This window comes from Pectobacterium atrosepticum, from assembly GCA_019056595.1.
Taxonomy (GTDB): Bacteria; Pseudomonadota; Gammaproteobacteria; order Enterobacterales; family Enterobacteriaceae; genus Pectobacterium; species Pectobacterium atrosepticum.
This window is the reverse complement of sequence record CP036163.1, coordinates 133,237-156,829: the sequence shown is the minus strand read 5'-3', so window position 1 is coordinate 156,829 and position 23,593 is coordinate 133,237. Positions and strand designations below refer to the sequence as shown.

At 50.4% G+C, this 23,593-nt stretch carries 19 protein-coding genes, 1 tRNA gene and 1 pseudogene; 7 read left to right on the top strand and 14 right to left on the bottom strand.

What is annotated here, in order from left to right; genetic code table 11:
• Positions 1-95 precede the first annotated feature (95 nt).
• Entirely contained in the window at positions 96-644 is a 549-nt protein-coding gene (locus DCX48_01280) for a VOC family protein (protein ID QXE13255.1), read from the bottom strand.
• A gap of 655 nt (positions 645-1,299) precedes the next feature.
• On the opposite strand from DCX48_01280, the gene DCX48_01275 reads away from it, so the two are divergent.
• Positions 1,300-3,030 carry an arginine--tRNA ligase gene (locus DCX48_01275; protein ID QXE13254.1) on the top strand — a complete coding sequence of 577 codons (1,731 nt, stop codon included), beginning with the start codon at positions 1,300-1,302 and terminating at the stop codon, positions 3,028-3,030.
• 97 nt (positions 3,031-3,127) lie between these two features.
• Here DCX48_01275 and murJ read toward each other — a convergent pair whose 3' ends face one another.
• The 4 genes from murJ to DCX48_01255 all read right to left on the bottom strand — a co-directional run bounded on the left by murJ (position 3,128) and on the right by DCX48_01255 (position 7,018).
• Positions 3,128-4,663, bottom strand: a complete 1,536-nt coding sequence (gene murJ, locus DCX48_01270; GenBank protein QXE13253.1) for a murein biosynthesis integral membrane protein MurJ — start codon at positions 4,661-4,663, stop codon at positions 3,128-3,130.
• Between the two features lie 127 nt (positions 4,664-4,790).
• Positions 4,791-5,756, bottom strand: a complete 966-nt coding sequence (locus DCX48_01265) for a Gfo/Idh/MocA family oxidoreductase (protein ID QXE13252.1) — start codon at positions 5,754-5,756, stop codon at positions 4,791-4,793.
• A gap of 29 nt (positions 5,757-5,785) precedes the next feature.
• Positions 5,786-6,424 (bottom strand): DUF480 domain-containing protein, encoded by a 639-nt coding sequence (locus DCX48_01260; GenBank protein QXE17114.1) that lies wholly within the window; start codon positions 6,422-6,424, stop codon positions 5,786-5,788.
• Between the two features lie 9 nt (positions 6,425-6,433).
• A complete protein-coding gene (locus DCX48_01255) occupies positions 6,434-7,018 on the bottom strand; it encodes a 30S ribosomal protein S5 alanine N-acetyltransferase (GenBank protein QXE13251.1) in 585 nt (194 codons plus the stop codon).
• A gap of 314 nt (positions 7,019-7,332) precedes the next feature.
• Here DCX48_01255 and mdtH point away from each other — a divergent pair, with 314 nt between their 5' ends.
• The 3 genes from mdtH to DCX48_01240 all read left to right on the top strand — a co-directional run bounded on the left by mdtH (position 7,333) and on the right by DCX48_01240 (position 10,120).
• Complete coding sequence (gene mdtH / locus DCX48_01250; GenBank protein QXE13250.1) at positions 7,333-8,538, top strand: multidrug efflux MFS transporter MdtH; 1,206 nt, start codon at positions 7,333-7,335, stop codon at positions 8,536-8,538.
• A 181-nt stretch (positions 8,539-8,719) separates the two neighbouring features.
• A complete protein-coding gene (locus DCX48_01245) occupies positions 8,720-9,367 on the top strand; it encodes a glutaredoxin 2 (GenBank protein QXE13249.1) in 648 nt (215 codons plus the stop codon).
• A gap of 186 nt (positions 9,368-9,553) precedes the next feature.
• A complete protein-coding gene (locus DCX48_01240) occupies positions 9,554-10,120 on the top strand; it encodes a lipoprotein (GenBank protein ID QXE13248.1) in 567 nt (188 codons plus the stop codon).
• A gap of 72 nt (positions 10,121-10,192) precedes the next feature.
• On the opposite strand, the gene DCX48_01235 is transcribed toward DCX48_01240, so the two are convergent.
• Positions 10,193-10,771, bottom strand: a complete 579-nt coding sequence (locus DCX48_01235; protein ID QXE13247.1) for a molecular chaperone — start codon at positions 10,769-10,771, stop codon at positions 10,193-10,195.
• 46 nt (positions 10,772-10,817) lie between these two features.
• Positions 10,818-11,555, bottom strand: a complete 738-nt coding sequence (locus DCX48_01230; GenBank protein QXE13246.1) for a phosphatase — start codon at positions 11,553-11,555, stop codon at positions 10,818-10,820.
• Positions 11,556-11,833: 278 nt separating this feature from the next.
• On the opposite strand from DCX48_01230, the gene DCX48_01225 reads away from it, so the two are divergent.
• Positions 11,834-11,923: transfer RNA gene (locus DCX48_01225), tRNA-Ser, on the top strand.
• Between the two features lie 292 nt (positions 11,924-12,215).
• Here DCX48_01225 and DCX48_01220 read toward each other — a convergent pair.
• Together DCX48_01220 and DCX48_01215 are read right to left on the bottom strand one after the other, a co-directional pair.
• Positions 12,216-13,775: a hypothetical protein gene (locus DCX48_01220; protein QXE13245.1), complete on the bottom strand. Its 1,560-nt coding sequence runs from the start codon at positions 13,773-13,775 to the stop codon at positions 12,216-12,218.
• Positions 13,776-14,200: 425 nt separating this feature from the next.
• Positions 14,201-14,368 (bottom strand): ribosome modulation factor, encoded by a 168-nt coding sequence (locus DCX48_01215; protein ID QXE13244.1) that lies wholly within the window; start codon positions 14,366-14,368, stop codon positions 14,201-14,203.
• Between DCX48_01215 and DCX48_01210 the strand changes: the two are divergent.
• Positions 14,293-14,509 (top strand): annotated as a pseudogene (locus DCX48_01210) (hypothetical protein). The gene DCX48_01215 and the pseudogene DCX48_01210 overlap by 76 nt on opposite strands.
• A gap of 175 nt (positions 14,510-14,684) precedes the next feature.
• Here the strand turns inward: DCX48_01210 and pqiC are convergent.
• From pqiC to rlmL, 5 genes are all read right to left on the bottom strand, one after another.
• Positions 14,685-15,251, bottom strand: a complete 567-nt coding sequence (gene pqiC, locus DCX48_01205; protein QXE13243.1) for a membrane integrity-associated transporter subunit PqiC — start codon at positions 15,249-15,251, stop codon at positions 14,685-14,687.
• A complete protein-coding gene (pqiB, locus tag DCX48_01200) occupies positions 15,251-16,891 on the bottom strand; it encodes an intermembrane transport protein PqiB (protein ID QXE13242.1) in 1,641 nt (546 codons plus the stop codon). Before pqiB ends, pqiC begins: the two co-directional genes overlap by 1 nt.
• Positions 16,878-18,224, bottom strand: a complete 1,347-nt coding sequence (gene pqiA / locus DCX48_01195; protein ID QXE13241.1) for a membrane integrity-associated transporter subunit PqiA — start codon at positions 18,222-18,224, stop codon at positions 16,878-16,880. The genes pqiB and pqiA overlap by 14 nt, the downstream gene beginning before the upstream one ends.
• 100 nt (positions 18,225-18,324) lie before the next feature.
• Positions 18,325-20,235 (bottom strand): ABC transporter ATP-binding protein, encoded by a 1,911-nt coding sequence (locus DCX48_01190; protein ID QXE13240.1) that lies wholly within the window; start codon positions 20,233-20,235, stop codon positions 18,325-18,327.
• A gap of 3 nt (positions 20,236-20,238) precedes the next feature.
• Entirely contained in the window at positions 20,239-22,356 is a 2,118-nt protein-coding gene (rlmL, locus tag DCX48_01185) for a bifunctional 23S rRNA (guanine(2069)-N(7))-methyltransferase RlmK/23S rRNA (guanine(2445)-N(2))-methyltransferase RlmL (protein QXE13239.1), read from the bottom strand.
• A gap of 113 nt (positions 22,357-22,469) precedes the next feature.
• On the opposite strand from rlmL, the gene DCX48_01180 reads away from it, so the two are divergent.
• A complete protein-coding gene (locus DCX48_01180) occupies positions 22,470-23,573 on the top strand; it encodes an MOSC domain-containing protein (GenBank protein QXE13238.1) in 1,104 nt (367 codons plus the stop codon).
• The last annotated feature ends 20 nt before the right edge of the window (positions 23,574-23,593 follow it).

Sequence of the window (23,593 nt, the reverse complement as noted above, 5' to 3'; positions counted from 1 at the left end):
GTATACAGTAAAAGAAAGTGGCATGAATAACGTGATATGCCATTTTACTTTTAGTCAATGTCATCTTTCTGATTGCTCTACATGCTCAGCTATTTTCATAACGAAGACATTTCGCTCGTGACAACGTCTCGTATATCAAATGGATGAAACTTTATTGTCACTTTCCCATTAGTTACTGCTAGTGTCGGATTAGGGATTCGTTCTTTTTCGCCTTGCGGAGAACTAAATTTAAGCTTGATGCCAGGCGTACGTAGTGCATCATCAGACAAGCAGGTCAAAGCACGCTGATGCAGTGTTTCCGTATCACCGGAAAGCACCAGCTCCACATGCTCCCATCCTTCATGGGGATAATATTTTTTCCCCGGCCACGGTAATTCGATACAATCAATCTGCCAGGGGCCGACAGATATTGAATTATCCAGTATAAACAGGCAGATTGGGCGGCCATTGATTTGGTTTTCAGACAGCAGACAGCCAGCCTTCAGCAACGCCGCTTTCCATGATTCAGCCGTGGTATTCTGATGACAACGCAGCGAAATATGATCAGCATGAAACGCGCCCAAGTCCAGCTGTAGCACACCCGCTAATTCCTGTAAGTCTCGCTCAAATCGCGCTAAATCCGTTATCAAATCATTGGGTAACATATCGGGTAAAACTCCTCGCGGCCCATCACATATCAATAACTATTTTCGATAGTGAGAATATCATACCCATAGTACATTCTAATTAAATTCTACTTTTCCCCATGTACATTTATTTACACCTTCGTTACGTGAAACGCATTAAATGCAAAGAAAAGGCAACCATGTCGTTTGATTAATAAACGGAAACGTTTTTTACCCGATGTTAATCTGCGATACTTCTCGCAATCTATTCTGGGAGGAATCTTAAATAAGCCCACCTCCATTGAACGCTGAAAAGAAAACGTATAAATTAAGAAAATAAATAATAACGCAGAGATATCATCATGGTTTTACTCATTATATCCATCGCGCTTATCGCTATTGCGGCATACGCTATTTTCCGCCATTTTAAAACCAGAAACTCACATAAAATTGGTGTAAATAGTCGGTCGAAAAAACGTTAAGATCACGATTTGATTTATTTTTATTCTACCTAAAACTATTTTTTATTTTTATCGCGCTCTCCTCAATCCATTCTTTCATCTCATCGCGCCTTTTTTATCTCCCGCTCTGCGGGTAATTTTTCGCCTGAACATCCCTTTGCTTCCGCCGTCTGCTGACGAGGAAAGGCAAATATGGTATAAGCAAGGCTTAATTTTTAATTTAAGGTAAACCGGTGAATATTCAGGCTCTTCTCTCCGAAAAAGTCAGCCAGGCGTTAACCGCCGCGGGCGCGCCAGCAGACAGCGAAGCTCAGGTTCGTCAGTCGGCAAAAGCACAGTTTGGTGATTATCAGGCTAATGGCGTCATGGCCGTGGCGAAAAAACTGGGCATGCCGCCGCGACAATTGGCTGAGAAAGTCGTCCAGCTTTTGGCACTGGAAGGCATTGCGGAAAAAACAGAAATCGCGGGCCCGGGATTTATTAATATTTTTCTCGATAAGCAGTGGGTTGCGAGCCAAGTTGAGAACGCCCTGAATGCACCAAAACTGGGTTTAACGCCCGTTGAACCACAAACGATCGTGATTGACTACTCTGCCCCCAACGTCGCGAAGGAAATGCACGTCGGCCACCTGCGTTCAACCATTATTGGTGATGCCGCAGCCCGTACGCTGGAGTTTTTAGGCCACAATATCATCCGTGCTAACCACGTTGGCGATTGGGGTACGCAGTTCGGCATGCTGATTGCCTACCTTGAAAAAATGCAAAACGAAAGCGCCAACGAGATGGATCTGTCCGATCTTGAAGCGTTTTATCGTGAAGCGAAGAAACACTACGACGAAGATGCCGATTTCGCTGAACGCGCACGCGGTTACGTAGTGAAATTACAGGGTGGCGATGAATATTGCCGTCAGATGTGGCGCAAGCTCGTCGATATCACCATGACGCAGAACCAGATCAACTATGAACGCCTTAATGTCACGCTGACCAAACAGGATGTGATGGGTGAAAGCCTGTATAACAGCATGCTGCCGAACATCGTTGCCGATCTGAAAGCAAAAGGTCTGGCAGTTGAAAGCGAAGGCGCAACGGTAGTTTTCCTTGATGAGTACAAAAACAAGGAAGGCGAACCGATGGGCGTCATCATCCAGAAAAAAGATGGCGGCTACCTCTACACCACAACCGATATCGCCTGCGCCAAATACCGTTATGAAACCCTGAACGCCGATCGCGTGCTTTACTACATCGATTCCCGTCAGCATCAGCATTTGATGCAGGCTTGGACGATCGTGCGTAAAGCGGGTTACGTGCCCGATTCTGTCAGCCTGGAACACCACATGTTTGGCATGATGCTGGGCAAAGACGGTAAACCATTCAAAACGCGTGCAGGCGGAACGATCAAGCTGTCCGAGCTATTGGATGAAGCCTACGGTCGCGCACTGAAACTCATCGCGGAAAAAAATCCACAGATGGAAAGCGACGAGTTAGCAGCGTTGGCGAAAGTGGTTTCTATCGGCGCGATTAAATACGCAGACCTGTCGAAAAGCCGTACCACGGACTACGTTTTTGATTGGGATAACATGCTGGCGTTTGAAGGCAACACAGCGCCTTATATGCAATATGCCTATACACGTGTTGCGTCCATTTTCAAGCGTGCGGGCATACAGGAAGACACCTTAACGCAGCCGATTACGCTGAATGATGAGCGCGAATTTGCGCTTGCCACGCGCCTGCTGCAATTTGAAGAAACCATCACCTCCGTTGCCCGCGAAGGCACGCCGCATGTGATGTGTAGCTACCTGTACGATCTGGCTGGCCTGTTCTCTGGTTTCTACGAACACTGCCCCATCCTGAACGCCGAAAATGATGATGTGCGTCAGAGCCGTCTAAGACTGGCGCTGCTCACGGCAAAAACGTTGAAGCAGGGTCTGGATACGCTGGGTATCGAAACCGTCGATAAGATGTAATTCTCCATCGACTAAAAACGTATCCATCAACGTAAAACAAAAACGCCATTGGTGGCAGCACCAATGGCGTTTTTTACTACGCAATTCCGTAATGTTGTTACACGCTACGGCGGGCGAAATCTCGGGGTCGGAATCCCAACAGCGCCAGCGTGGCAAAATAGGATCCCGCGCCCACGACGACGACCAGCAGTAAGCGCAGAATTCGCATCGTCATATTGCCGTCATCCCATGCGGGCATCCACCACAGCATGCCCAGTAAAACCAGCGACATCACGATAACCGCTGCCAGCAGGCGAACCAGAAAACCTCTCCAACCCGGCAGTGGTTGGAAAATATCCTGCTTACGCAGTTGCCAATACAGCAGCCCTGCATTCAAGCAGGAAGCAAGTCCGATGGACAATGCCAGACCCGCATGTTGCAGCGGACCGATAAAGATCAGGTTCATAACTTGCGTCAGAATCAGCGTGACTATCGCTATTTTTACTGGCGTCTTGATATCCTGCCGGGAATAGAAGCCAGGCACTAACACTTTGACGACAATCAATCCCATCAACCCAACCGAGTAGGCAACCAGCGCGCGTTGGGTCATCAGCGCGTCAAAGGCGCTAAACTTACCGTACTGGAACAGCGACACCGTTAAAGGTTTGGCTAAAATTCCTAATGCTACCGCGCTCGGTAGCGCCAGCAGGAAACACAGACGAAGCCCCCAATCCATCAGGCGGGAATACTCGTCATGATTGCCACTGGCAAAACTTTTCGCCAGCGACGGGAGTAAGATCGTCCCTAACGCCACCCCCAATACGCCGGAAGGAAATTCCATCAGACGATCGGCGTAATACATCCATGACACCGCCCCTTCGTTGAGGAAGGACGCGAAAATGGTGTTGATGATCAACGAAATCTGGCTCACCGACACGCCTAAAACCGCAGGTCCCATCAGCTTCATGACTCGCCAGACTCGCGGATCGCGCCATTTCAGGCGCGGCAATACCAGCATGCCAATCTTTTTCAGATGCGGTAGCTGATAGCCGAGTTGCAGTAAACCACCAACCAATACCGCCCAGGCCAGCGCCATTACGGGAGGGTTAAAATACGGTGCAGCAAACAACGCGAAGCCAATCATGCTGACGTTTAGCAGCGTCGGGGCAAATGCCGGCACCGAGAAACGGTTCCAGGTGTTTAGCACCGAACCCACCATGGAGGTCAGTGAGATCAGCAGGATATAGGGAAACGTGACTCTTAATAGATTAGAGGTCAGCTCAAAGCGCTCCGGCGTCGCAGCAAAGCCGGGAGCAGTGACCATAATGACCCAAGGCGCGGCGACCATACCCGCCACGGTGACTAATGCCAGAATCAGCGTCAGCATACCGGAGACATAAGCGAGGAACGTTCTCGTGGCTTCATCACCCTGCTGGCTTTTATATTCGGCCAGAATAGGCACGAACGCCTGTGAAAATGCACCTTCCGCGAAAATGCGTCGGAGCAGGTTGGGCAGTTTGAACGCGACAAAGAAGGCATCCGTCGCCATACCTGCACCAAAAATACGCGCGACAATAGCATCGCGCACAAATCCTAAAATGCGCGATAACATGGTCATGGAACTGACAGCAGCCAGTGATTTAAGTAAATTCATCCGATTATGTTCTGAACGGTTCAGGCGTGATTATTAACCCGTTGGGGTCATCCTGATTGCGAGGTGCGACTAGTCTACGCATTGCGCGTGTAATAGCTACCGAACATTGTCATAACCGCTGAACTTTTCAGCTTTTTCCCAGCAATTTTTCAATCATGCGCTGGGATAGCAACGCCTGGTTACCGGATGTTTCCGCTGGTTTCCGTTGTTCGATCGCTGCCATGAAATGATGCACCGCACCGACAAATCCACGTTGTTCTAGCGTAGTTTGCCAGGATGGCACAGTTGGGTGGAGCGTCATCCCTTCGCGATCTTCACGCCATTCACGCATCTCATCCACCTGATATAACCCACCGTTGGTAACGGCCTGAACCCACTCTCGCTGGCTCCCGGCCTGACGATGCATGCTGGTCGTCACCTGACAGTTGCCGCTCTGGAAATGATGTTCGGCATACAGTAGTTGGCCGTCCGCATTTGCATGCAAAACACCATCAACCAATTCGGCATCACCTCCTGCCAGCCATAGCGCGGTGTCAACCACATGCAGGTAGTCGTCCAGTAAGGTAAAACGCACATCTTGCGGCCCGACGCTATCAATACGATGTTTATCCATGCGCAGGGATGCGGGTTGATCCAACCGTTGCTTTAGCTGCTGATAGCACGGAGCAAAACGACGATTAAAGCCAACCATGAGAATTTTTTGTTGTTGCTCTGCCAATTCGACCAGCACTTCCGCTTGCTCCAGCGTCTCTGCCAGCGGTTTATCCACATAGACATCGACACCCGCCTCAAGCAGTTGGCTTACAACGGAAAAATGGCTGGCGGTACTGCTATGGACAAAGACCGCATCGCAGTGGGCTGCCAACTCATCCAATGCAGAGAAACCCGTCATCCGATAGTGTTGGCAAATCCGCTGCGTCTTTTGTCGATCGGGAGAAAATGCACCAACCAGTTCCCAGCGCTCAGCCTGACTGAGAATGGGCAAATAGGCTTTCTGCGCGATGGATCCCAACCCGACGACACCGATACGAGGGCGTTGGATGGATACGGTAGGTTCTGCAACGTTTTCCGCAGATGGAAACTGAGGCTTCATGGCTGATTTTCTCCCTGATACAGATTCTATTACGCTAACAGTGCGGCAAGTTGACGTTTGAGTTCAGCAACCTCTGTCTCTAACGCTTCAACTCGCTCGGCCAGCGGATGCGAATTGTCGTTCACGCTTTCCTCTTCAAGAACCGCCGCATCACTCGCTTCACCACTGAAAAGGTGCCGGTAGCGGCTTTCCCGTTTGCCCGCCTCCCGCGCGAGTCGTACAACAAACGGGCCATCGTCACGTTGTTGCAATTGATCAAGGGTGGATTCAGCTTCGCCAACATCTGAAAAATCATACAATCGAGCGGCACGCGTACGCAGTTCACCCGGCGTCTGTGGACCACGCAGCAGAAGCGTCGTCACTAGAGCGACCTCCGCGGGAGAGAGCTTCAGATCGCCAAACTCCGAATTGCAAAAACGATGTTCGTACTTCACAACACGGTTACCAAAGCCGCTGAGCGTGCGCAGGAAATGCTTCTTCACGAGCAAATCCAGCGTTTGCTGTACCTCACTTTCGCTCAGTTCCGTCACTGGCTCACGGTTGGTTTTCTGGTTGCAAGCCGTGGTGATGCTGTTTAACGACATAGGGTACTGATCCGGCGTAGTGATCTGCTTTTCCAACATGCAGCCGATTACGCGGGCTTCGCGAGCATCCAATTGGTATTTCATCATTTTTCCTTAACGCGGAGACTTCCACTCGGCGTTGGTCAACGCGGTTAATACATGATCCTGCCATTTGCCATCAATTAGCAGATAATCCTTCGCATAGCCTTCACGTTCAAACCCCAAACGCGTCAATAGGTTCCCACTGCGCTGGTTATGCGGCATATAGTTAGCCATGATGCGATGCATATGCTGCTGACGCTGCATGTAACACAATGCCGACTGCAATGCTTCGTACATCAGCCCCTGCCCCTGCCATTTCTGGCCGAGAGAGTAACCCAGATAGCAGGCGTGGAACGATCCCCGCAGTACGTTACTGAAATTCGCTACGCCACACACTTCGTTTTCATTCAGATCCAACAGGAGGAAGTAATAAGCGCTGCCCTGTTTATGCATTTCGTTAATCACGCTAAGCCGCGCCTGCCAGCCAGATGGATAGCAATGGCTGGCGTCTCTCACGGGTTCCCACGGCTTAAGAAAATCACGGTTTTCAGAATAGTATTCAGCCAGACGCCATGCATCGTGTTCATGGGCCAGACGCACCACCAGCCTATCGGTTGTCAATTGCACTTTTGCCGGCGTTGAACGATAGCCAAACATTTTGCCCCCTACTCTCCATGTTATCGATAAGTAAAATTCATCGGCGCTGAAAAAGTGACTATTTCACATAAGCAGAAAATATCGGCATTCCCGATAATCCTTACTATAACCACATAAATTCATGGACGTAAAATCCTCGTCGCCGAGTTATTGCGCAGTTGAATCAGGAAAGCCATTTTTTCTCGCTGAAATGCTACTCGGATAACGTTAAATCGATAAAAAAATATTATCCAACAATAGGCTATACCAAAGTTGAATTAGAGTACAAAATAGTCACGTCTGTTATTTTCCTCCTTTCTTCGTTGTGGTGAAACATGCCTCTGATGTCGCAAGCTCGGAGCTTGGGTAAATATTTTTTATTACTAGATAATATGCTGGTGGTTTTAGGGTTCTTCGTTGTTTTCCCCCTTATTTCCATTCGTTTTGTCGATCAACTCGGCTGGGCCGCATTATTAGTCGGTATCGCATTGGGATTGCGTCAATTTATTCAGCAAGGTCTGGGTATTTTTGGCGGAGCCATCGCTGACCGCTTTGGTGCCAAACCGATGATTATCACTGGGATGCTGCTGCGCGCCTCCGGTTTTGTTTTCATGGCGATTGCTGACGAGCCTTGGCTGCTCTGGCTGTCCTGTGCATTGTCCGGTTTGGGTGGCACGTTATTCGATCCGCCGCGTACCGCACTGGTGATCAAGCTGATTCGCCCGCAAGAACGTGGCCGCTTCTATTCACTACTGATGATGCAAGACAGCGCCGGTGCCGTCATTGGCGCCCTGCTCGGCAGTTGGCTGCTTCAGTACGATTTTGAGGTTGTCTGCTGGGTTGGCGCGGTCATTTTCGTGCTTGTAGCAGGGCTTAATGCCTGGCTGTTACCGGCCTACCGTATTTCAACGGTAAGAACGCCAATCAAAGAAGGGCTGATGCGCGTGATTCGCGACCGCCGTTTCCTGATGTACGTATTAACACTGACGGGCTACTACATGTTGGCCGTTCAGGTTCTGTTAATGCTACCCATTATGGTCAACGAAATCGCCGGAACGCCGTCTGCGGTGAAATGGATGTATGCCATTGAAGCGGTGCTATCGCTGACGCTGCTTTATCCTATCGCCCGCTGGAGCGAGAAGCGTTTCCGGTTGGAACAGCGCTTGATGGTGGGGCTTTTCATCATGTCCGTCAGCATGTTCCCAATTGGGATGACGACAGAGCTTCGGCCGCTGCTGATGCTTATCAGTCTGTTTTACATGGGCTCTATTATCGCTGAACCTGCACGTGAAACCTTGAGCGCCTCGCTGGCAGATTCCAGGGCCAGAGGCAGCTATATGGGCTTCAGCCGGCTTGGGTTGGCGCTGGGCGGCGCGATTGGCTACAGCGGCGGCGGCTGGCTATTTGATACCGGACACGCATTAAATCAGCCGGAACTGCCGTGGTTCATGCTCGGCACCATAGGGTTTCTGACGTTAGCCGCGCTGTATTGGCAGTTCAATCAACGCCGCATCGAACCCGCGATGCTGGGTGGTCATTAGTCTGAATTTTACCGACGAGTTTGATCTCGTCGGTAAAGCCCTTCTATACTTTCCTAATACATTCAAACAATTGTTTCGTCGCGAGTCTTCTCGCTCACGTAACTTACCTTGTTTGATGATGGGTTACACACGTGGCCGCGCTGCGGCCTTTGTCTACAACCTGTGATTTAGGAGACGACGTATGAAGCTCTACATTTATGATCACTGCCCCTACTGCGTTAAAGCACGCATGATCTTCGGCCTGAAAAACCTCCCTGTCGAACTGCAAATATTGGCGAACGATGACGCTGCGACACCGGAGCGGCTGATCGGCCAGAAAATGGTGCCCATTCTGCAAAAAGATGACGGCAGCTACATGCCAGAAAGTATGGACATTGTTCATTTCATCGACAGCTATGACCGTAAGCCGCTGTTGACTGGCTCAACCAATCCAGCAATCGCCGCTTGGCTACGTAAAGTTACTGAATATACGCCACGTCTGATTATTCCCCGCTTTGCGCAGGCAGCCTTTGAAGAGTTTGCCTCCGCTCCTGCCCGGCAATACTTTGTTAATAAGAAGGAAGCCCAGCTAGGCAATTTTGCTGACCATCTGAGCCATTCTCAGGGGCTGATTAAGAAACTGAACCATGATCTACAGGATCTCGATCCGCTAATTGTTCAGCCGAATGCCTGTAACGGCGTCCTGTCGACGGATGACTTCGATCTCTTCCCGCTGCTTCGCTCTTTGTCTATCGTTGCGGGTGTTACGCCGCCTTCTCGCGTTGCAGACTATCGGGATAACATGGCAAAGCAAACTCAGGTAACGCTACTCAGTAGTCTGGCAATCTAGCCATTCAGTTTTACTCCGCCGCTTCGTTCTGAAGCGGCATTATCTGCCATTTCAGTGCTATCCTATTGTTTACCCTGAGCATCGGGCGCACGCTGCCCAAGCGAGATCATGGTTATTTTTTGCATGAATAGACCGCCCAGATAAATAAATTGTGCGCGTAATAAATAGCATTAAGAGGTCAAAATAATGAAAAAATCAGGATGGCTGGCAGTAGCCGCAGTGCTGCTTGCCTTTACACTCAGCGGCTGTAATAAACTCACGCAATACACGCTCAGTGAGCAGGAAGTGAATGAGTACCTGCAAAAGCACAATGATTACCAGAAACAGTTGGGCGTACCTGGCGTGGTGGATGCCCATATCGTCTTGACCGAGCTATCCAGTCAGATTGGTCGGGCAGAACCTGGTAAAATCACGCTAGCGGGCAATGCGAAGGTCGATATTTCGTCTCTACTGGGCAATCAGACTGCTGATATGAAACTTACGCTAAAAGCACAACCGGTATTTGATAAAGCTCAGGGGGCAATTTACCTGAAGGACATGGAACTCGTTGATTACACCGTACAACCGGAAAAAATGCAGACGGTAATGAAAACGCTAAGCCCTTATCTCAATCAATCACTGAAAAGCTATTTTGACCAAAAACCGGCTTATGTATTGAATGCAGATAAGAGCACAACGGAATCGATGGCGAAAAAAATGGCGAAAGGCATTGAAATCAAACCCGGCCAGATCGTTATCCTGTTTACTGACTAACGCTCACTCGCCGATAGCATACGCGATGTTTGCTATCGGCTATTTTGCTATCGGCATAGCAGGCTTGGCGTATTACTCTTCTGCTTCAGACTCATCTTCATCTTCTTCGCTTTCACCCAGCTCATCCCGCATGGCTTCGAGTGCTTCGCGGCACACTATCGACAGTGTGCGATAAAATGCGGTGGTAGCGTGACTTTCCACTTTCCCAAGAAAACGATCGCTCCACGGTAATATATATTCATCGAACAGGGTAATCTGCGCGGCCGTTTCATCTTCTTGTGCCTGATCTTCCAACCATGACGCCGCGAGCAGCAAGCTACCAAAATGACCGACCGCACCGTCATTTAGCGGCATACCGCGCTGTTGCAGGAAGGTACGAATTTCTGCATCATCAGCATCGCTTTCATAGGACGAACGCAGCGGTGAAACCGAACCATTTTCACTATCAAACAGCGCCTGATAATCCGCCGCCATCGCGGGTAAATCCAGCCCTTTCTGTAAGCGGACCAGCAACGCATCCTGATCCAGCGGCCAGTGCTGTACCAGTTTCCCTTCCTTAATCAGCGTAAATAACGGTGTCAGCAAAGGATCCTGCGGCTGGCGATAAAACAGCGTGCCCAATAGGCGGCACACAATAGAAAACTCGTTCATTCATAACCCTATTTATTTTAAGTGACAACACTTTAAAGTGACACCGTCACAAATCAGCCAATTCAGCGATAGCAGGCATTCCACGTTGTTCGAGGAAATCCAACACACGCCGAGGGCTTACGTTTAATATCCGATCTTGGGGGAAATTCACTTCCTGCAAAATACGCTCACAGTGGGTAAAGTCTCCCAGAGAAAACGCAATATGGGAATCAGAACCTAAAGAAAGTAACCCACCCGCGTCACGAACGGCTTCAGCAATTGCCCGACAGTTTGGCTCACTGCCTTGGCGTGAATGTATGAAAGAAGAGTTATTCAGCTCCAGCGCAACGTTATATTTCGCCGCGGCCTCTGCAATTGCGCGGATATCGACGGGAAACTTCGGGTTACCGGGGTGGCTAATGATATGTGCATCACCACGCGCCATGGTCGCGATCATCGCCGCAGTATGCGTATCTTTATCCTGCGGTGGAAAAACTGGCTCGTGAAAGCCCGCAATAATCACATCGACCTGATCCAACATAGGTCCGGTGCAGTCAATATCGCCTTCAATGTTTTTAATATTCGCTTCGATACCACGCAGGATGCCGACACCATCAACCAGACGCGGCCAAACTCGCATATTCATAAAATGCCAGTAATGCGGCGCATCTGCCATATCTGGGCCATGATCGGTAATGGCAAACAGGCGGATATTCTTCTGCTGCGCTTCGACGATGTAATCATGAAGGGTACTGTAAGCATGCGTACTGGCAACGGTATGCATATGTAAATCGACGGGATACATAGGTTCTCCTGAGTCAACGTTTGCAAGTCAGCATACCATTTTCAGGGGTATTCCGCAGCCAGCCAGCGGACTTATAACGCATGATTAACAAAAATGAAACATGGGGTTTTGGACTAATGCTAACGAATGGACGAAGATGAGATCAAAAACGGTGAGCAAACCAACAAATTGCGTTAACTTTAGCTAATTACACGTATTGAATGCAGAAGTTTGTTGACGCTGTCCGGCAATTTACCTACATTAGCGCCGTCCGCTGGTAAGACATGCAGCGAGGCCACGGTGAGGTGTCCGAGAGGCTGAAGGAGCACGCCTGGAAAGTGTGTATACGTGAAAACGTATCAAGGGTTCGAATCCCTTCCTCACCGCCATATAAAAGAAAACGCCCTTGACGCAAGTTAAGGGCGTTTTCTTTTATAGTCTTGGGACGGGTGAGAAGTCTTGACAGGGTTCGACAAAACGACAGGACTGGCGTTTTGGACCGCCAACGGCGGCCCGAAGGGTGAGCGGCAGGACGCCGCGAGTCAATCCTCCGGCATGTACATGCCATGAGATTTACACGCCCTTGACGCAAGTTAAGGGCGTTTTCTTTTATGGTGTTGGGACGGGTGAGAAACATCAGCAGGGTTCGATTAATGCCTGAGCCCTGCCATTTTACGCAGATTATCTTGCACCCAGCGCCAGATAGCTGCCCGCAGATTCATCCACACGGAACTGTTCAACGGTGCGTGACAGCTCTTGTGCCTGTTCGTTCAGCGAGTGTGCCGCAGCCAGCGCTTCTTCAACCAACGCCGCATTCTGTTCAGTGCTCTGATCCATCTGCGATATCGCGAGATTGACCTGTTCAATACCAGAGCGCTGTTCTGCACTCGCAACGCTGATCTCGCCCACCATGGATGTTACGCGGTGCACGCTTTCAACCACCTCACTCATCGTATCGCCAGCCTGCTTCACGAAACCCGTACCCTCTTCAACCTTGGCAACAGAATCATCAATCAAACCTTTAATTTCTCGGGCTGCGGATGCCGAACGCTGCGCCAACATGCGTACTTCACTTGCGACCACCGCAAAACCACGCCCTTGTTCACCAGCACGCGCGGCTTCCACCGCCGCATTCAGCGCCAGGATGTTCGTCTGGAAAGCAATGCTGTCAATGACGCCAATGATATCTACAATTTTGCGAGATGATGAACTGATAGAATCCATCGTCACGACAACTCGGCTGACAACATCCCCACCGCGCACCGCTACACCCGATGCCGATACAGCAAGTTCATTCGCATAGCGCGCATTATCCGCATTCTGTTTCACCGTTGCGGTCAGCTGTTCCATTGCCGCTGCCGTCTGTTCTAATGCGCTGGCCTGTGATTCGGTACGGGCAGACAAATCACCATTACCCGATGCGATCTGCGTTGAAGCCGTAGCAATGGAGTTTGTGCTGCTGCGAACCTGATTAACCAGATGCGACAAGTTGTCGCGCATCGCACGGATAGCGTAAAGAATACTGGTTTGATCGCCCGACTTCGTTTCAACGTCAACACGTAAATTGCCTTCTGCGATTTCGCGTACAACATCAACCGCATATTGCGGCTCACCGCCAAGCTGGCGCATCAGCGTACGCAACATATTCCCTGCAAACGCGGAAATAATTAACAGCAGAACCAGTCCTAAAGACAGTAAAATCAGCGCATTGTGCCAGAACGTCTGCTGAATATCGTCAATGTAGTCACCATAGCCAATCGTCCAGTCCCACGGCTCAAATTTAATGACGGCATAGAGCTTCTCAACCTTATTTTGCTGACCTGGACGCGTTCCTTCCGCGATCACCGTGCCAATCGTATTGCCTTGCAGCGAAGCACGATAGCGTTCTCCGGCTTCTTTACCGCCATTTGCATCGATGATGCCAATACGCTTGGGATTCGGGTGCACATAGTTCACGTCATTCGTATAACCGCGCACGAAGAAATAGCGATCGCCCTGATGGAAACTACCGATCGTCCGTTTGGCCTCCTTCTCTGCTTCATCGCGTGACAGTTGGCCACTTTTCTCCAGTTCATACGCCTTCTGTGCCGCCGAATGAGCCAGTTCAACCAGCGTAGAGAGCTGGCCAGTACGTTCACTCATCATCGTGTTATAGAGTGTGTTCAGCGCCACCGCAGATAAAATTAGCATCCCTAACAAGGTCGTGCCGCATAGCAGTGCAATTCTGGTTCGTAATTTCACTATATTCTTCTCTCTAATCTCTAACTGCTTTTCAGAAAATTCCGAATAAAAAATTACACTACATTGCCGCCTTGAGCCATACCATTCAGGTAGTAATGATAGATTTTTTAACAAAAAATAATGGAAAACCACCCTTTTCGCTCAACCTAAAGACAAAATCGCGCAGTAACGAATAAATAAATGGCAATAAATGATCGAAATCGAAATAGATACGTAAATGACGTTACAGAAGCAACAAAGCCTCGGATCGTCATACGAGACACATATATTTATTGATTGTGTTTGTCGATCGAATCTTCAGTTGATCTCTGTGTCGATTGAACAGAGAGAGGCAGAATCAGAGCATTTGGCTCCTAAAAAACATTCGCCCTTAAAAACAAAAGCCTCCGCAAAAGCGGAGGCATTCCCTCTAATGACAAGGCGCGCTAAGCGGTAACAGCCCTGTCCTCCATGGCTTTTCGCCAGCCTCCCAACCAGTAAGACCGGGCATTAATTGATTGATAAGGACAAAATTCCTTTGGTCTACCGACAATACCTGCTTGATAACCACGTGAATGAGCCCGTTCAAGGCGATCGCGTTTCTGTCTCTTCATGCCTTATTTCCCTCATCATTTATCTGGTGGAAAGAAAACAATGATTACTTTATAAGCAACCACAAACTATCAATACCGATTCTGCCGCCAAAGGTCAAGGCGCAAAATTCACGCCAGTGTCATATTTGTGATCCAAAATAGGAATTTTCCCCGTTCAATAATGAAAAATCCTAACCAATTGAAAATAATAAAAAACCTCTAAAAACGCAATGCAATCACAGCATTACATCTTTAGAGGTCTGATTTTTAGAAACTTGGTCTTTGGCGTCGTCGTTGTGTCAAACAACGATCAGATAATGCCAACCAGCGGTAAAACTTAGTTAAGCGTACCTGCCTGCTGAGCAATCGACTGGGAAACCTGCTGCCAGCCTTGCGCCAACGTTCTTACCAGCGCGTCGTAACCATCTTCCGTTTGTGGCAGCAGCACGCTAAAGGGGCGCTTAAGCACTTTTCCCTGATAGGTCAGCATCCATTCTCCACGGACGACAACATTGCCATCATAACGGCCATGGAAGCCTGTGACAGAAACGTTCAACACAGCCTGTTCGCTTCCCTGCGGCTGCGTGGTCACGATCCAACCGGGCAGTTTATGCCCCAGATTAACCACCAGCGCCTGCTGCAATTGCTGATCCAACGGACTGGCCCACAGGTTATTACTGGCAATAACATACTGTACATCGTTGGTCTGATAGACCAGCCCGGTATTGACGAGATAATCCGCCACGCTGACATGCTCAACCCATAGCGGACGCCCCTGAGTCACAGCAGTTTGCGCCGTGCTGGTATCTGCTATTGTCGGTAGCTGGTAGTACGTTTTCTGCGTATTGCTACTGCTACAAGCGCTCAATACCAGCACCAGAGCTAGCGTCCATACTTTCATCATTATTTTGCCCTCTTAGGCTGAGGATCTTGACTACCAGAGGCCTCAAACACCAACGCGTTGCTTTTCTCATTCAGGGTACGCAGCACAGGCTGTAGTTCCCGTAAAACCTGATCTAACCGCTGCATATCCGCCACCATCTTATTATACGCTGGTGAACCAGGCTGGAAGCCTTTCATACTCCGATTCAGCTCAAGCAGCGTTTTTTGCATATCTTCCGGCAGATCTTGCATCGCTTTGCTGGACGTCAATTTGTTCAACGTCGCCAAGGTTTTTTGCATTTCGCGCAGCGTCGCCTGACTTTCCGTCAGCGTCTTCGTTGCTTCATTAACCATCGGATTCAGCGGTAGGCTATTCACCTTATCCAGCACCGCCATCAGCTTCTGCTGAATCTGTGACAGGCCACCATCAATGGTGGGCAGAACCGGGTAGCCATCCATCACGAACAGCGCCTTATCCACTTTTTCTTTTGGATAAAAATCTAAATCGATATAGAGCGCGCCTGTCAGGAGGTTAGCCGACTTCATCGAGGCCCGTAGCCCCAACGATTGAGCCTGCTTCAGATGCTGCTCAAAGTCGAACGAGCCGCCAATTTTCTTCTCGAACCGATCGGGTTCAATACGAATCAGCACCGGAATGCGATAATCACCATCCAGTTCCTGCTTCATATTTTTCGGGAAAAATGGCGCTTCGGCAACCGTGCCCAATCGAATACCGCGGAATTCAACCGGTGCCCCAGCCTGTAAACCACGGATCGATTCGCTAAAGAACAGCAAATACTCTTTATATTCGGTGTACAGCGAGTCCTGAATACTGCGCTGGCTATCAAAGAGCCGATACTGTGCCATTGCCTTGGCTGCATCGCCCAGTTCCCATCCAGCCGGGATATCAAAGCTTACGCCACCGCTGAACAGCGTAGTCAGCGAGCCCATTTCGACACGCATGCCTTGTGCCGACATATCGAATGCGACGCCGCTGTCTTTCCAGAAACGGACGTTGCTGGTAACCAACCCGTCATACGGCGCCGAGATAAACAGCTGATAGCGCATCTTGCGCGCTTTCGGATCGAACTCACTGGTTTCCACCGACCCCACCCGATAACCGCGGAACAGGACGGGGTCACCGGCATTCAACTGCCCGGATTGATCGCTGTCGAGTATCACCCTGATGCCTTTCGCATCCGGTGAGGCCAGCGGCGGCGCGTCCAGCAGCGTAAACTCGCGCTTATCGTCCTTATTCGCGCCGGGTTGCAGTTCGATATAGGCACCGGATAACAGCGTACCTAGACCGGAAACGCCTTCTCGTCCAATCTGCGGCTTCACCACCCAGAAAGCGGAATCCTGCTTTAGCAGTTTATCCATACCGTCATGCAGGCGCGCTTTGATTTCCACGCGATGGAGGTCATCACTCAGCACCACGCTTTCTACCACCCCAACATCAACGCTACGGCTTTTGATTGCGGTTTTTCCTGCTTCAATGCCTTCGGCGTTGCTGGTAATCAGCGTAATTTGTGGCCCTTGATGACTAAAATGGTAAAACAGTATCCAGGCACCGATCAGCACCGTGACAATCGGCACAATCCAGACCGGCGACCAGCGTTTAATCGTTTCTACATCCGCAACGGCATGATTATCTTTCGCCAACGGAGGACTCCTTATGAAGAACATCATCTCGACGATCCCATAACAAACGGGGATCAAACATCATCGCGGAAAACATGGTGAGAATCACCACGCCCGCGAACAGTACCGCCCCAATGGCGGGATAAATACTCATCAGACGACCAATGCGCACCATCGCAGACAGCACGGCAATAACGAATACATCAATCATTGACCAGCGCCCAACAAACTCAACCATCTCATAGATGACATGCATCCGCTCGCTGTCTTCCGTTTTTTTGGTTTTGCTATTGGCCTGCCAACACAGCCAGCCTAACGCCAGCATTTTTAGCGTCGGCACCATCACGCTGGCGATAAAAATCACCATAGCGACAGGGTAAGATCCCATTCCCCACAGCAGGATGACGCCTGACATAATCGTCGATCCCATACGATCGCCGAAGGCTTCAGTCACCATGATCGGCATGAGATTCGAGGGGATATATAGCATCACAGAGGTGATCAGCAGCGCCAGCGTCCATTGCAAGCTGTGTTTCTTACGGGCGTGTCCGCGTGAGTGGCAGCGTGGGCATATTAACTGGTTGGCTGGCAAAATAGCGGTGCAGCACGAACACGATCGCAGCCCTTGCGATAGCCCACTTTTCCCCAAAACCGGTGCTGCCGGTAATGCGGGTGGCGACACAATATCATTCCACAGCCAGCGGCGATCGAGACTTTGGAAGGCCAGCAGCTGTAGCAGACAGAACAGGACGAAAGGCATAAAACTGGTGCCAATGCCAATGTCACCATAGGCCATGAGTTTGACAAAGCTGACCAACACGCCAGCCAGAAAAATTTCTGCCATTCCCCAACTTTTAAGATGAAACAGCATCTTGCCCATGCCTTTTTTCAGTGCCAACGGCAGCTGAGCATGCAAACAAAGCAAAATAAGGGTCGCCATACTGAAAGCCGGGACCAGTTGAACAAAAAGCATAAATAGCGTCGCGACGCTGGCGTAGTTTTCCGCCACCATCACTTTAGGAATCTGTATCAGGGTAATTTCGCTGGTGATTCCCGCAACGCGCATGGAAACAAAGGGGAATAGATTTGCCAGTAATAGCATGAACAATGCGCTTATCGCGTAGCCAACCGGCCGTTTACGCGGTTCGGTCTGGCGGCTAGTTAGCACGGTTTTACAACGTGGACAGGTTGCCTTCTGTCCGTGTGACAGTATGGGTAACTCCACCAGCAGGTCACACTGCGGGCAAAGCATATAGTCATCATGGTGATGATGTTCGTGTTCAAGGCCATGTTCATCGTGAAGGCCATGCTTACGCTGAAGATTACCGTCATGCCGATCGTGATGGGAACACACGCGCCCTCTCCTTCAAACTCGTCAGCTTCTGACCGAAAACATCGTCTATCAATACGGGAGTTAACCTCCCGTATTGATGACATAACACAAACAACGCAGATTAGCCGTTTCTCTGTGCTTCCAGCTCTTCCCAACGGGCAAAACAGATTTCCAGCGCGCCTTCCGCTTCCGCCAGTGCAGTCAGCACCGACTGTGTTTCGTCATGTGGACGGCTGAAGAAATTGGCGTCGTTCATCTGCGCTTGCAGCGACTCAATCTCCTGCTCCAGTTGCTCAATACGCGGCGGTAACTGATCTAACTCACGCTGCTGGTTATAACTTAATTTCACGACATTTCGTTTAGCGGACGGTGCGGTGTTCGCCGTCGCCACTGACGCCGTTACCTCTGGAGCAGCCGTTGTTCGCAGTGGTGTTCTCGTTGCACGCTGCTGCTGCGCATCGAAATATCCACCGACGAAGCGGGAAATTTTACCATCGCCTTCGAAGATCCAGCATTCGGTCACCGAATTATCGACGAACTGACGGTCATGGCTGACCAGCAGAACGGTTCCCTGATAACTTTCGATTAATTCTTCCAGCAGTTCCAGCGTTTCCACATCCAGATCGTTGGTCGGTTCATCAAGAATCAACAGGTTACTAGGTTTGAGGAACAAGCGCGCCAGCAGTAGGCGGTTACGCTCCCCACCCGACAGCGCTTTTACCGGTGTCATCGCACGTTTCGGATGGAACAGGAAGTCCTGTAAGTAGCCCAACACATGACGTGAGCGACCGTTGACCATCACTTCCTGCTTGCCTTCCGCTAGGTTGTCCATCACTGTGCGTTCTGGATCAAGTTCAGCGCGGTGCTGATCGAAATAGGCAACTTCGAGCTTCGTGCCGCAATGCACACGTCCGCTGATAGGTTCCAGCCCACCCAACATCAATTTTAGCAGCGTGGTTTTACCGCAGCCATTCGGCCCCACCAGCGCAATCTTGTCACCGCGCTGTACCTGAGCAGAGAAATTGCGCGTTAGCACCTTATTGTCAATCTGGTAGCTAACATCTTCCAGCTCAAACACAATCTTGCCGGAGCGAGCAGCTTCTTCAACCTGCATTTTCGCCGAGCCCATCACCTCACGACGCTGCGCACGATCCTGACGCATTTCCTTCAATGCCCGCACGCGCCCTTCATTACGGGTACGACGAGCTTTGATACCCTGACGGATCCACACTTCTTCCTGCGCCAGTTTGCGATCGAACTCTGCATTCTGCAGATCTTCAACCCGCAGCGCTTCTTCTTTCCCATCCAGATATTTTTCGTAGTTACCCGGCCAGGAAACCAGTTTACCGCGATCGAGGTCGACAATACGGGTCGCCATATTGCGAATAAAGGAACGGTCATGGGAGATAAAGACGATGCAGCCCTGGAACGTTTTCAAGAAGGTTTCCAGCCAGTCAATCGTCTCAATATCCAGATGGTTGGTCGGTTCATCCAGCAACAGCACGCGTGGTGAACTCACTAACGCTCTGCCGAGTGCAGCTTTACGCAACCAGCCGCCGGATAGCGACGCCAGCGGCGCATCAGCGGACAGGCCAAGCTGTTCCAGCACTTCGTGAATGCGGCTCTCCAGTTGCCACAGCCCCTGATGCTCCAGAACGTCCTGCAACTTAGCTAACTGGTTCAGATTCTTTTCGCTTGGATCGTTTTCTACCAGACGCAGCATGGAGTGATAGTTTTTCAGGTGGCCCGCCTGCTCGGCAACCCCTTCAGCAACAAAATCAAACACGCTACCAGCCACATCACGCGGTGGATCCTGTTGCAGACGTGCAACAATCAGATCCTGTTCATAGATGATGCGGCCATCATCCAGCGGAGTTTCTTTGGCCAGAATTTTCAGCAGCGTCGATTTACCTGCGCCATTGCGTCCAACCAGACAAACACGTTCATTCTCTTCGATATGGAGTTCGGTATTATCCAACAGCGGTGCATCGCTAAAGGACAGCCATGCACCTGAAACACTAATTAAAGACATCGGTTACTTTTCCTCACCGGCATGCGTTAGCAGCCAGCAGTTATGAATTTGACGATTACGGGCAAAATCCTGAGATTGGGTCTGCGCGGTAATTTCTTTGGCATTCAGCCCCAGCGCCGTCAGGCCAGCAATATCCATCTGGAAGCCACGTTTATTATTCGAGAACATGATGGTGCCACCACGGCGCAACAGCCGTTTGAGATCTTTCATCAGCGCCAGATGATCACGCTGGACATCAAACGACTCTTCCATACGTTTTGAGTTAGAAAAGGTCGGCGGGTCGATGAAGATCACATCAAATTGTTCATGGCCATTATGTAACCATGACAGGCAGTCCGCCTGTATTAGACGATGCTGACGCCCGGTCAGGCCATTCACCCGCAGATTTTTCTCTGCCCATTCCAAATAGGTGCGCGACATGTCGACGGTGGTCGTCGAACGTGCGCCGCCCAATCCGGCGTGAACACTCGCGGTGCCGGTATAGGCAAACAGGTTGAGAAAATCTTTGCCACGGCTCATCTCACCCAACATTTTGCGGGCGATGCGGTGGTCAAGGAACAAACCAGTATCGAGGTAGTCGGTCAGATTGACCCACAGCTTGGCACCAAATTCTTCCATCAGGAGGAAATCGCCTTTCTGCGCCAGCTTCTCATACTGGTTTTTGCCTTTCTGACGTTCACGCGTTTTCAGCACCAGACGGTTCGACGGTAATTCCAGCACAATCAGCGTGGCGTTAATGACATCAAACAGCCTTTGACGGGCTTTTTGAGCATCGATGGTTTTCGGTGGAGCATATTCTTGTACGACGACCCAACTGCCGTAGCGATCAACGGCTACATTATATTCAGGCAGATCGGCATCATAGATTCGGTAGCATTCAATCCCTTGCTGTTTGGCCCATTTTTCCAACTTGCGCAGGTTCTTACGCAGGCGGTTGGCAAAGTCTTCCGCGATTTGCCCCGCAGATTCACCCTGTGTGTCCGCCAGTTGGTAATTCTTCTGCACGCAGTCTAGCGGGCCATTTTTTGCCTTGAATTGACGTTCAGCACGCAGTTGCAGGCAGCTCAGTAGCTCCGGCGATGCGCTGAACAGCGATAGCTGCCAGCCGCCAAAATCGCTTTTCATTTTACGGCCCAGCATATTATGCAAGGCGATCAGCGCGGGTTCACTTTCCAGACGCTCACCGTAAGGCGGGTTACTGATAACCGTGCCTTTAGGCCCTTCCGGCAACGGGTTCTGTAGCTGTGCTGCATCCTTCACGCCGAAAGAAATCAGCTCGGCAACGCCTGCGCGACGCGCATTGGCTTTCGCGATCTCAATCACTCGACGGTCATTATCCGATCCGAAGAAGCGCGACGTTGTCGCCTGCAACCCTTGACTAGCACGCTGCTGTGCTTCACTGGTCAGTTCATGCCACAGTTCAGCATCGTGTTTTAACCAGGCGTTAAACCCCCAGTGTGTACGATGCAAACCGGGTGCACGGTCGGACGCAATCATTGCCGCTTCGATCAGCAACGTACCAGAACCACACATCGGATCGACCATCGGCGTGCCGTTTTGCCAGCCAGAGCGTGAAACAATCGCCGCCGCCAGATTCTCTTTGAGCGGTGCCAGCCCGGCCAAGTCACGGTAACCACGCTGATGTAAGCCTTCGCCGCTTAAATCCAGCGCGACGCTAGCCGTATCGCGCTGCAAAAAGACGTTAACACGAATATCTGGCTGCTGTTTCGCCACATCCGGTCGCTGCCCAGTTTTGCGCGTAAAACTATCCACAATCGCGTCTTTTACTTTTAACGCGCCGTACTGACTGTTGCGGATATCTTCATTAGTGCCGGTGAAATGCACAGCAAAGGTTTTATCGATGCTGAAAATCGTTGACCAATCGATCGCCTGTACGCCCAAATACAAATCCAGATCGCTGTGTACCTTGAATTCATTCAGCGGCAGCAGAATGCGCGACGCCAGACGGCTCCACAGCAGGCTCTGATACAGTAGGCGGTTGTCACCCTCAAAATGGACACCGCCCTGCACAACCGCACAGGACTGCGCACCCAATGATTCGAGTTCACTTTTTAATAACTCTTCCAGTCCCCGCGCCGTGCTGGCAAACAAAGCATTCATGTCGTCACTATCACCAAAAAGAAATACATTAAAGAAAGAAATTGAGGCGCATTATAGCTAATCCGAGACGCTTGTCATAAAGTTGCCGCTTTACTTCGGCAAGGAATAGGTCAGTGATCGGCGTAACGCGGCTTTATATACATCCAGTCAAATCGATGCGAGGGCTACAACTGTCCCACGCGATGGCGTCCGTCAGCGGTTTGGCGAACGATCGTGCCTTCATGATTACTGAATCTGATGGCACCTTTATTACTGCCCGCCAGTATCCACAAATGGTGTTATTTACTCCCGCGTTGCTACCGGATGGGCTGTTTATTGCCGCTCCGGATGGCCAAACTGCCACCATTCGTTTTGCCGACTTCATTGAAACCCCACAGCCGACAGAAGTCTGGGGAACGCACTTCACCGCGCTCGTCGCACCCGACGCTATCAATCGTTGGTTAAGTCATTATTTCCAGCGTTCCGTGCAGCTTCGCTGGGTGGGCAGTGAACCATCTCGGCGGGTTAAGCATTATCCGGAAGTTCCATTGGCGTTCGCCGACGGTTATCCGTTTCTGTTAATCAATGATGCATCATTTCAGGCGCTACGCCAGCGCTGCTCTGCCGGAATCAAAATTGAGCAATTCCGTCCTAATCTGGTAGTAACTGGCGCGGAAGCCTTTGCCGAAGATAGCTGGAAAACCATTCGTATTGGCGAGGTTATTTTTGACGTCGTCAAACCCTGTAGTCGCTGCATTTTGACCACCGTCAGCACCGAACGTGGCCGTAAACACCCGTCAGCAGAGCCGCTGGCAACGCTGCAATCTTTCCGCACTGCCGAAAATGGCGACGTTGATTTTGGGCAAAACCTGGTAGCCAGAAATACGGGCATCATTCGAGTGGGCGACACGCTGGAAGTCTTAGCGACCAAACCGCCGCGTCCTTATGGTTCCGGTCAAGTCGTCGAAAGCCTTGTCGTGCCTGAAAAAAGCGAACAAGCCGTCACCATTCACTATCAGGGAAAATCACTGCAAGGGAACAATCAGCAGATTTTACTGGAGCAGTTGGAGCAACAGGGCATTCGAGTCCCCTACTCTTGTCGAGCAGGACTGTGCGGTTGCTGTAAATTGACGTTAGTCAGCGGAGAGGTTTCTGCACTGAAGCAAAGCGCTATCAGAGCAAACGGCGAGATTCTTACCTGTAGCTGTATTCCGCAGAGCGACATTCATCTGCAATAATTCGATGAAGTGCAACAACA

Excerpts from the sequence above, each read along its gene's own strand:
- DCX48_01215 (QXE13244.1), bottom strand. The coding sequence starts at position 14,368 with ATGAAGAGACAGAAACGCGATCGCCTTGAACGGGCTCATTCACGTGGT.
- DCX48_01245 (QXE13249.1), top strand. The coding sequence starts at position 8,720 with ATGAAGCTCTACATTTATGATCACTGCCCCTACTGCGTTAAAGCACGC.
- DCX48_01260 (QXE17114.1), bottom strand. The coding sequence starts at position 6,424 with ATGAAATACCAATTGGATGCTCGCGAAGCCCGCGTAATCGGCTGCATG.
- DCX48_01230 (QXE13246.1), bottom strand. The coding sequence starts at position 11,555 with ATGTATCCCGTCGATTTACATATGCATACCGTTGCCAGTACGCATGCT.
- DCX48_01265 (QXE13252.1), bottom strand. The coding sequence starts at position 5,756 with ATGAAGCCTCAGTTTCCATCTGCGGAAAACGTTGCAGAACCTACCGTA.
- rlmL (QXE13239.1), bottom strand. The coding sequence starts at position 22,356 with ATGAATGCTTTGTTTGCCAGCACGGCGCGGGGACTGGAAGAGTTATTA.
- DCX48_01235 (QXE13247.1), bottom strand. The coding sequence starts at position 10,771 with ATGAACGAGTTTTCTATTGTGTGCCGCCTATTGGGCACGCTGTTTTAT.
- DCX48_01190 (QXE13240.1), bottom strand. The coding sequence starts at position 20,235 with ATGTCTTTAATTAGTGTTTCAGGTGCATGGCTGTCCTTTAGCGATGCA.
- mdtH (QXE13250.1), top strand. The coding sequence starts at position 7,333 with ATGCCTCTGATGTCGCAAGCTCGGAGCTTGGGTAAATATTTTTTATTA.
- DCX48_01255 (QXE13251.1), bottom strand. The coding sequence starts at position 7,018 with ATGTTTGGCTATCGTTCAACGCCGGCAAAAGTGCAATTGACAACCGAT.
- DCX48_01280 (QXE13255.1), bottom strand. The coding sequence starts at position 644 with ATGTTACCCAATGATTTGATAACGGATTTAGCGCGATTTGAGCGAGAC.
- DCX48_01240 (QXE13248.1), top strand. The coding sequence starts at position 9,554 with ATGAAAAAATCAGGATGGCTGGCAGTAGCCGCAGTGCTGCTTGCCTTT.
- murJ (QXE13253.1), bottom strand. The coding sequence starts at position 4,663 with ATGAATTTACTTAAATCACTGGCTGCTGTCAGTTCCATGACCATGTTA.
- pqiC (QXE13243.1), bottom strand. The coding sequence starts at position 15,251 with ATGATGAAAGTATGGACGCTAGCTCTGGTGCTGGTATTGAGCGCTTGT.